Here is a 9,476-nt window from a genome sequence, read left to right on the forward strand (position 1 = left end):
CCCCCTACCCCCTACAAGAAGGGCGGCTCCGCCCCCTCCTTGACCTCCCCTGCAAGGGGACCAGTCCCCTTGACCCCGTTTATCTTACCCACCAAAAGTTTATGCACCCCCCGTGTGCTGTAAAGAACTTGCCAAAAGGAGGCATCCTGTTATAGAATAACTTTAAAGGAGCCTTGTCGTAACACAAAAGTCTCATGGCGACAAGCTTACAGGTAAGACGAATGAAGACCTTAAAAACTAAGCTCATATTGATCGTTGTGGTGGTTTATCTGATGATTGGGGCTGCCACGTATACGGCGCTGAAGTCTGCGGTGGACTCCGTGGTCATGGATTTTGGGGTCAACTACGCAGCGATGCTTGTAGAGGTGCAAAAGAACAGGCTATTACCCGTGCTTCAGCGGGAGCTGGCTCTGACACGGAAGATGTCCGACTCCTCTCTGCTCAAACGCTGGGCACGTAACGAAGATGACCCCGCCATAAGAAAGATGGCCATGCAGGAGCTACAGAGCTACAGGAATCTATTCCACGACAAGAGTTATTTCATAGCGCCGGTTAAGACTCAAAACTTTTATTTTAACAATGCCGCAAATGAATTCGAGGGCAGAGAACTCCGCCAGCACCTCAGCCGGGACAAAGAAGATGACAAGTGGTTTTTCTCCACACTCAAAGACGTCGATGGCTTTGACCTCAACGTAGACAGCAATGAGGTATTGGGTGTTACAAATGTGTGGTTTAATATCGTCATGAAGGATGGCAATGAATCTCTGGCCGTATGTGGATCGGGCATTGACCTGAGTGGATTTATAAAGAAACTCATCATCAGCCGACAAAGCGGTATCACTACGGTGCTGGTAGGACAAAACGGCGATATAAAGGCCCACCCCGATGTCAGATTCATAGACTTTAATGCCGTGACAAAGTCTGAATCCAGTCGGAAAACCATCTATGGTCTCTTGAATTTACCGGGTGAGCGCAGCCTGTTACGTGCCGCCCTGGATACCGTAAGGACAGGCAAGCAAGATGTCGAGACCTTGTCTGTGACCCTGTATGGTCGCATCCACATAGCCTCCGTTACATACATGCCTGATCTGAACTGGTATGCCATTGTCCTGGTTGACACCTCACGCTTAATAGACCTCGGCAAGTTTCTGCCGCTGACTGTCATAACAATACTGTCGATGCTTACCACTGTCATCATACTGGTATCGCTTCTGCACAAGGTCATACTCAATCCGCTTTCAAGTCTCATGGAGTCAACCCGCAAGATGGCCTCCGGTACCTACGACGTATCGCTGCCCGTTACGCGGACAGACGAAATCGGTACCCTGACGGAGTCCTTCAACACCATGGCGGCTACCGTGCTGGATTACACCAGCAACCTTGACAACAAGGTCAAAGAGCAGACGGAACAACTAAAACTGGCAACAGAGGTCAGTCGGAATTTAATCGAAATGGCCCCCTATGCAATGGTCGTGGTTGACAGTGAGGGGACCATTATATCGTTTAACGAACAGGCACAGATGTTGTTTGAATACATACCCGAAGAGATTATTGGTCAGCCGATAGAGATACTGGTTCCACACCGTTACAGGGACAAGCACGTTGGGTATCGTAATGACTTTATCAAAAATCCACGGCTTATAGCCATGGGTAGCGGGCTTGAGTTGATAGGGTTGACCTATGACGGACGAGAGATTCCGGTGGATGCAAGCCTCAGCTACACGGATGCAGGGGGGGGCAGGCAGATTATATGTGCATTGCTCGACATAACGGAACGTAAGCGTGCCGATGCGCTTAAGGTAGAGAAGGAGGTTGCCGAGAAGGCCGCAGCCAGGGCACAACAGGCACGGTTGGAGGCCGAAGGCGCCAGGCAGGAGCTACAGGCAAAGGTGCGGGAGATAGAACGCTTCAATCGTCTGGCCTTGGGGCGTGAGGAGCGGATCGTGGAATTAAAAAAGCAGGTGAACTCCCTGATTGTGCAGGCCGGTGGTACCGCTCCCTATCTGGAATATGACCTTGATGCTGCCTCAAGTGATGAACTTGAAACACACCTGGAAGAGTCTGTGGATAGCCATGCTGTCAAACCCAATCTTGAGGCCATCTTAGACCTGGAACCACTACAGAACGTATTTCAGACATTCTGTGAACTGGTCGGAGTCCCGGCGGCGATTATCGACCTTGAAGCCAAGGTGCTGGCCTCATCCAACTGGCAACGTGCCTGCACGGACTTCCACAGGGTCAATGAACAGACATGTGCGCGCTGCATCGAAAGTGACACCCAGCTAGCCCTCAACCTCCAGGAGGGAAAGGACTACGCCATCTATTGTTGCAAAAACGGCCTCACCGATTGCGCCTCACCCATCTTTGTAGATGGCCATCACGTTGCAAATGTCTTTATCGGGCAGTTTTTTATGAATCCGCCTGACCTTGAGTTCTTTGCCGAACAGGCCAGGCAGTTCAACTTCGATAAAGATGCCTACCTGGACGCTATCAGGGACGTCCCGATCATGTCCGAGGACAAACTGCCCAAAATACTCACCTTCCTTGCCGGGTTTGCCAGAATGGTGACTTCAATTTCATACCAACGTACGAAGGCACAATCTTCAGAGCAGTATATGACAAAGCGCACGGAAGAACTCAGGCAACAGCACACCAGCGCCATGAGCCTGGCAGAAGACGCCAATCAGGCCCGTGCAGAGCTTGAACGATACAAAGACCAACTGGAACTGTTGGTACAACAGCGCACGGAGGAACTGAAAAAGAGTGAGGAGTTAAGCCGTATGTTGCTGATATCGGTTGCGGAGGGTATCTTTGGCGTAGATGCCGAAGGTGTGGTTGTCTTTATCAACCCCGCCGCCCTGAATATGCTGCGTTACCAGGAGCACGAGGTAATCGGACAAAATATCCACGCCATGATTCATCACACCTGCGTCGATGGCTCTCTACACGATGAAGAGTTCTGCCCTATGTATAAGACAAACCGCTACGGTATCGCCAGTCAGATTGATGACGATATCCTGTGGCGAAGAGATGGCAGTTACTTTCGGGTTGAATATTCGGCAACGCCAATCTATAAAGACAGGGCAGTGGTGGGTTCGGTGGTGACCTTCCGAGACATAACCGAACGTAAGAAGGTGGAAGAAGAATTGAAACAGCATGTAATGAACCTTGAGCGATTTAACAGACTGACGGTTGGGCGTGAGGAGAAGATGATCCAGCTCAAGCAGGAGATCAATGAGCTGTCAGAAGAACTGGGACGAGTCAGGAGATACAAGATTGTACAGTAAGTGGCAACATCGCGTAGAATATAAGACTATTACGGTAGAGAGATGACAGGTAATCATTTGCCTCTGAGGCGCCATGTACTGTTCTGCATAGGGTTTCCATTGGCAGGAGCTCTGCTGACCTTGTTCGTCGTTGTGCATTACATATTTCGATCAGCAGAGGACGAACAACGGACAAAGACCACGCAGGTCCTCAGTGACGTCGTTGCCCGTCTGCACGCCGAAACTATGGGCGGACAGGCAATGGGTGCAGCCTTTCTCATGGGATTTAACGAACCTCTGATAAAGGACATGGCAAAGGAGAAGCTGCCGCGCGATCACCCAGATACTTTGGCACGCATGGTTGCCGCCAAACGTCTCTTCAATGCAGACGGTGTCTTTATCGTCAATGCTGCCGGTATAATAGTCGCGCATGAGAGTGACGTAAAGCGTTCTACCGGTATGAATATGTCGGCACGTTCCTATGTCAAGCAGGCCATGACTGATAAATCAAGCGTATACCCTGCAATCAGCATCAGTACGGGCGACAAGGTGTTCTATATTGCTGCTCCCATACATGAGGGTGATACCCATAATACTCCGGTAATTGGTACGTTGGTTATACGTATGCCTGCAGACCCTGTCACCTCCAGATACCTGCAACTGTTGCCAGGTCAGGCGTTGCTGATTTCACCGGAGGGTATTGTCTTTGCCAGTACAAAATTCTCATGGATGTATAACGCCACACAATCTATTACCAAGGAACATCTTGGATATATCAAACAAGAAAAACGCTACGGAAAGATGTTTGACGATAAGACCCCGGAGGTATTGCCAATTGACATAACCAATGCTTCGGTAAACTTTGATGGTCATCGTTATACCATAAACAGAGAATTCTTTGACTGGAACGACCTTGGAGGTTTATGGCAACTGGTTGTTATCCAGGATACAGGGGGATTGGTGCCTGCATTACGGATCACGTTGGCCATGTTGGTCACAATAGCGGGCTACGTTGTTGCCGGATTTTTGATGTTTGTGATACTCAAACAACGTTTTCTTAATATGCAGGATGATATACGTATAAAGAAACTCAGCAGTGTTGTTGAGAACTCCCCTTTGGCCGTGATTATCACCGATACGGATGGCATTATCGAGTATGTAAACGAGGCATTTGTCCATATAACCGGCTACTCCGCCTCTGAAGCCACAGGACGTAATCCCAGTATACTTAAGAGTGGGTTTACTCCAGAGAAGACTTATCTGTCTCTCTGGGCCACTGTAGCAGCAGGGCGTTTATGGCAGGACGAATTCATAAACAGGCGTAAAGACGGCTCTCTTTATACGGCATCTTCTACAATTACGGCGCTTTCAGACCAACAGGGCAGGATTGTCAACTATGTGGGTATGCAGGAGGATATCACCGAACGTAAGCGCATGGATGAGGCCCTTAGGAAGTCGCAACAACGCCTTGCCTTCCTCGTACAGAACTCCCCGCTTGGAATCATCGAGTGGGATATCAACTTCAGGGTTATCACCTGGAATAGTGCGGCAGAACATATCTTTGGTTACACCAGGGAAGAGACTACAGGCAAGCAGGCTTCCGAACTTATTATTCCAGAGGGAATGCGTGCCCACGCAGATGAGGTCTGGCTGACATTGAGTAAACAGAGGGGCGTGGTATCCATTGACAGCGAAAATGTTACAAAAGATGGACAACATATCACCTGTCACTGGTATAATGTAACGCTTGTTGATGAGACAGGGCACCCTATTGGCGTTACTTCCATTGTGGATGACATCACACATAGCAGGAAAATGGAGACGGAACTGAGACAGTACCTGCAGGAGTTGGAGCGTTTCACTCAACTAGCAGTAAACAGGGAAGAGAAAATGATCAGCTTAAAGCAAGAGATTAATACCCTGAGAGAAGAGTGCGGACACGCAGCGAAATATAAAATCGTTCAATAAAGAGAAAGGAGAACAAGTATGTTTAAGGAAAAAAGAGAGCAACCGATGTTTGACTGGAGTATGATTGGAGATATCAAGGAGGGCCGTCCAAACCTCGGTTCCACGATGGAGGTGGGTGTATACAGGTTGATGCAATTTACGCTGAGGGATGTTATAATAAGGAACTTTAGCCCGGAGGTGGCGGACCGCCTCTATTTTGAGGCCGGTGAGCTGGCCGGAAGAGAGTTTTGTAAGGCATTGCTGAACAAGAAAAGCGAATTTAACGATTTCATAAATGAACTCCAGGAGCTGCTAACCAAGCTCAAGATCGGTATATTGCGTGTTGAAAAGGCCGACCTTGAGAAAAAGGAATTCACACTGACTGTTGCCGAGGACCTTGATTGCTCTGGTTTGCCCATTGTTGATGAGACCATATGCACCTATGACGAGGGCTTTATCGGTGGACTGTTGTATGAGTACACCGGGGCCAGGTTTAGCGTCAGGGAGGTTGACTGTTGGTGTTCCGGGGACAGGGTCTGCCGTTTTGAGGTAAAACCCGCTATTTAAGACCATGCTCAGTGTTAAAGAAGAAGACCTAGATAAGATATCGGAGGCCTTTTACCTGATCCTCAGTGGTAAGAGTCCCGACCCTATCGTACTTGGAGATGACCACCCTGACAATGAACTAAAGCAGGCGGTGGGGTATATCAACAAGTTCATAGGCGAGTACAACGCCGTCACGGGGCTAATCTTCTCCCTGGCCAAGGGCGATATCCAATACGAGGCCCCCCGGGGGAAGATGCAGATAGCGCAATCGCTGAAGAGCCTGCAGGCGAGCCTGAGAAATCTCACCTGGGTGACGCAGCAGATAGCCAAGGGGGATTTTTCGCATAACGTGGACTTTATGGGGGAGTTTTCCGAGGCGTTTAACAGCATGGCCAGGCAACTGCAAAGCGCCTTTAACGATCGAAAGACCGTGGAAGACAACCTCCAGAGCCGTGTCGATGAGATGGGCAAAATGCGTCTGGCCATGTTAAACATCATGGAAGACCTTGAGGAAGCAAGAAAAGAGGCCGAGGCGGCATCCAAGGCCAAGGCCGACTTCCTCGCCAACATGAGCCACGAAATCCGCACCCCCATGAATGCCGTAATTGGCATGGCACATCTGGCCCTAAAAACCGATTTGACACACAAGCAGAGGGACTACATCCAGAAGATACAGCACTCAGGGCAACACCTCCTGGGCATAATCAATGACATCCTGGATTTCTCAAAGATAGAGGCCGGCAAGCTGGACATAGAGTCTATCGACTTTGAGGTATCCAGGGTGCTTGATAACCTTGCCACCCTGGTTGGTGAAAAGGCATCCTCAAAGGGGCTGGAGTTGATATTTGACGTAGACCCAAATTTGCCCGATAGTCTCGTTGGCGACCCCCTGCGTCTGGGACAGATACTGATCAATTATTCAAACAATTCGGTAAAGTTCACCAAGAAGGGTGAGATCGTGATAAGGATATTGATCGAGGAGGAAAACGAAAACAGTCTATTTCTGCGTTTTGAGGTCAAGGATACCGGCATTGGGTTGACCAAGGAACAACAGGGAAAACTATTTCAGTCGTTTCAGCAGGCCGACGCCACCACGACGCGTAAGTATGGCGGCACAGGTCTTGGTCTGGCAATATCCAAAAAGCTGGCTACCCTTATGGGTGGTAACGTTGGTGTTGAAAGTGAGTATGGCAAGGGCAGTACGTTCTGGTTTACGGCACGCTTGGGCAGGAGCACGGTACATAAGAGACAGTTGGAGCTTGCCCCCGATCTGTACGACTGCCGGGTGCTCGTTGCCGATGATAACCCGTATGCCCTGCATATAATCAGCGAAATGCTGCGTTCCATGTCCTTTGATGTTGTGGAGGTAACCTCCGGCGATGATGCAGTCCTGGCTGTCACAGAGGCGGACAGGGCCGGTGTCCCGTTTGCGATTGTCTTTCTTGACTGGCAGATGCCCGGACTAAGCGGCATTGAGGCCGCCCAACAGATAGCGACCCTTAAGCTCAATCACAACGTCCCGCATCGGATCATAGTAACTGCCTACAGCACCGAAGACGTCTTTCTTATAGCCGAGGAGGCAGGTTTGCCACTGCTTGTTAAACCCGTAAGTCCATCCACGTTGTTTGACGCCGCCATGATGGCCATCACGGGAGGTGTCCAGGCCCAGGACAAGGTGGTTGCAGACAAGCACGGACGTATTGATCTCTCCCCGATAGCCGGGGCACGGATTCTGCTGGTGGAGGACAATGACCTCAATCAACAGGTGGCAATGGAGCTGTTGACCGAAGGCGGATTTGTAACAGACCTGGCCGAAAACGGTGAGATTGCACTGAAAATGGTCTGCGAAAATCGCTACGACATCGTGCTGATGGATATGCAGATGCCGGTAATGGACGGCATCACGGCCACACGTGAACTACGAAAGCTCGAAGAATACGCCACACTGCCAATCCTTGCGATGACGGCAAATGCGATGGTCTCCGACCGTGAAAATTGTCTTGCCGCCGGGATGAACGACCACGTGGCCAAGCCCATAGACCCAGATGAGTTGTTTAACCGCCTGTTGAGGTGGATTCCGCCGCTGAGGGAGCCTGCCGTGGAGAAGTCTGCCCCCATAAAGCCTGATGCAGCGGCAGTACAATCCGCCACGTCTGCCAGGGTCGATGACCAGCTTGCCCCCCTGTACGCCATAGACGGCCTGGATGTGGCAAACGGTCTCAGACGCGTCCTTGGCAAACCGGCATCGTATCTGTCGCTCTTGAAGAAGTTTGTCGCAGGGCAGACCACCGCCCCTGAGGAGATCAACACGGCCCTCTCCGAGGGTCGCCGCAACGATGCCGAGCGCATCGCCCACACGACCAAGGGCACGGCCGGAAACATAGGCGCTCTGCCCGTGCAGGAAAGGGCCGCAAAACTCGAGGCCGCAATCAAGCACAACGAACCGCCTGATGAGATACAACGTCTCTATGAGGACTTTGCACAGGTGCTTGGGGACTTTATCCTGCTTGTAAGTCAGGCCATGCCTCAGGAGAGGGAGCAGACTGCAACGGAGGCGGTTGATATAAACGCCCTCATCCCGATTGTCTCAAAGTTGGAGAAGCTACTGTCTGAGGACGACTCCGAGGCGTCAGACGTATTTTCCGAATCCGTCGAACTCCTGCGTGCTGCCTTCAAGGGGGATGCCGCCGAAATCGAAAGCGCCATACAGAACTTTGACTTTGAGCAGGCCCTGGCCGTACTTGTCCGTGCAAAGGAAGGTCTGAAGATTACGAAGTCCCCTTGAGGCGCCGTAAAAATGCCAATATGAAAGCTGTTAAGGTAACCGTGGAGTCAATGTTGGAAAGCAATGAAATAATTGTTGCACTGAGCAAGTACAAAAGGCAGGTTGCGCCTCAATACGGGATAAAAGCCCTTGGTGTTTTTGGTTCGGTTGCCCGCAATGATATGCAAATCGATAGCGATGTCGATATTGTAATTGAAATGGATACACCAAATCTTATTAAGATGTCCCGCATTCGTCTTGAAATAGAGGAACTGCTCAACAAGCATGTTGACATTGTTCATTATAGAAATAAAATGAATGGACTGTTAAAAGAAAGAATTGACAGCGAAGCTATATATGTATGACAAACCCCTTGTTATGGTACTCTTGCAATCAATATATTCCGCAGCCGAAAGGATACTGGTCAAAATGAGAACTATCAGTTGTGCTGAAGATTTTAATGCCAGTGAAGAGAAACGTGACAGTCTTGATGTAATCTGTATGCAACTATCGGCTATAGGAGAAGGGCTTAAAAAAATCGATAAGCTCACAGATGGCCGATTACTACTGAAATATGCTGAGGTTGACTGGAAAGGTCTAAAAGGAATCCGTGATGTTATTGCTCATCAGTACTTTGATATCAGCTATGAAGCGGTTTTTGATACCTGCCGTAATGATATCCCAATACTAATAAAATCGCTCAGAACAATTATCAAAGATATTTCGTAAATCACCCCTGTTCGAGCTAGGGGCAGGCTGCGGCAATGACAGTTACAGCCGTTTTTCAAATGTGTATATCCTGGCTTGACCAGGAATCCAGGATGCGTAAAAATATATACCCAACTGAGCCTCTTGCAAAAAGAAACCAAAACCCACTAAAAATATCTGCCCTACCCTCATCAATGAGGTCTAATTTTTACTCGTTAACATAAAAACTTCTAATTTTTCAATTT

General features: G+C 49.5%; 6 protein-coding genes. All 6 read left to right on the forward strand.

All coding sequences use genetic code 11. The features are described 5' to 3' along the window. Positions 1-221: 221 nt before the first annotated feature. The 6 genes from HWQ67_RS08220 to HWQ67_RS08245 all read left to right on the forward strand — a co-directional run bounded on the left by HWQ67_RS08220 (position 222) and on the right by HWQ67_RS08245 (position 9,252). Positions 222-3,287 carry a PocR ligand-binding domain-containing protein gene (locus tag HWQ67_RS08220; protein WP_218252203.1) on the forward strand — a complete coding sequence of 1,022 codons (3,066 nt, stop codon included), beginning with the start codon at positions 222-224 and terminating at the stop codon, positions 3,285-3,287. A gap of 99 nt (positions 3,288-3,386) precedes the next feature. Beyond that, entirely contained in the window at positions 3,387-5,234 is a 1,848-nt protein-coding gene (locus tag HWQ67_RS08225; RefSeq protein WP_218252204.1) for a PAS domain-containing protein, read from the forward strand. An 18-nt stretch (positions 5,235-5,252) separates the two neighbouring features. Further along, on the forward strand, positions 5,253-5,780 hold the full coding sequence (locus tag HWQ67_RS08230) for a V4R domain-containing protein (RefSeq protein WP_218252205.1): 528 nt from the start codon (positions 5,253-5,255) through the stop codon (positions 5,778-5,780). 4 nt (positions 5,781-5,784) lie between these two features. Continuing rightward, positions 5,785-8,544 (forward strand): response regulator, encoded by a 2,760-nt coding sequence (locus tag HWQ67_RS08235; protein ID WP_218252206.1) that lies wholly within the window; start codon positions 5,785-5,787, stop codon positions 8,542-8,544. A 20-nt stretch (positions 8,545-8,564) separates the two neighbouring features. Next, complete coding sequence (locus tag HWQ67_RS08240) at positions 8,565-8,888, forward strand: nucleotidyltransferase family protein (RefSeq protein WP_218252207.1); 324 nt, start codon at positions 8,565-8,567, stop codon at positions 8,886-8,888. Between the two features lie 64 nt (positions 8,889-8,952). Next, on the forward strand, positions 8,953-9,252 hold the full coding sequence (locus tag HWQ67_RS08245; protein ID WP_218252208.1) for a HepT-like ribonuclease domain-containing protein: 300 nt from the start codon (positions 8,953-8,955) through the stop codon (positions 9,250-9,252). Positions 9,253-9,476: the final 224 nt, after the last annotated feature.

The sequence above is a fragment of the Candidatus Magnetobacterium casense genome, from assembly GCF_019173545.1.
Classification (GTDB): domain Bacteria; phylum Nitrospirota; class Thermodesulfovibrionia; order Thermodesulfovibrionales; family Magnetobacteriaceae; genus Magnetobacterium; species Magnetobacterium cryptolimnobacter.

Bases quoted from the DNA above. Each gene is read 5' to 3' on its own strand.
- HWQ67_RS08235 (WP_218252206.1), top strand. From the start codon at position 5,785: ATGCTCAGTGTTAAAGAAGAAGACCTAGATAAGATATCGGAGGCCTTT.
- HWQ67_RS08230 (WP_218252205.1), top strand. From the start codon at position 5,253: ATGTTTAAGGAAAAAAGAGAGCAACCGATGTTTGACTGGAGTATGATT.
- HWQ67_RS08220 (WP_218252203.1), top strand. From the start codon at position 222: ATGAAGACCTTAAAAACTAAGCTCATATTGATCGTTGTGGTGGTTTAT.
- HWQ67_RS08240 (WP_218252207.1), top strand. From the start codon at position 8,565: ATGAAAGCTGTTAAGGTAACCGTGGAGTCAATGTTGGAAAGCAATGAA.
- HWQ67_RS08245 (WP_218252208.1), top strand. From the start codon at position 8,953: ATGAGAACTATCAGTTGTGCTGAAGATTTTAATGCCAGTGAAGAGAAA.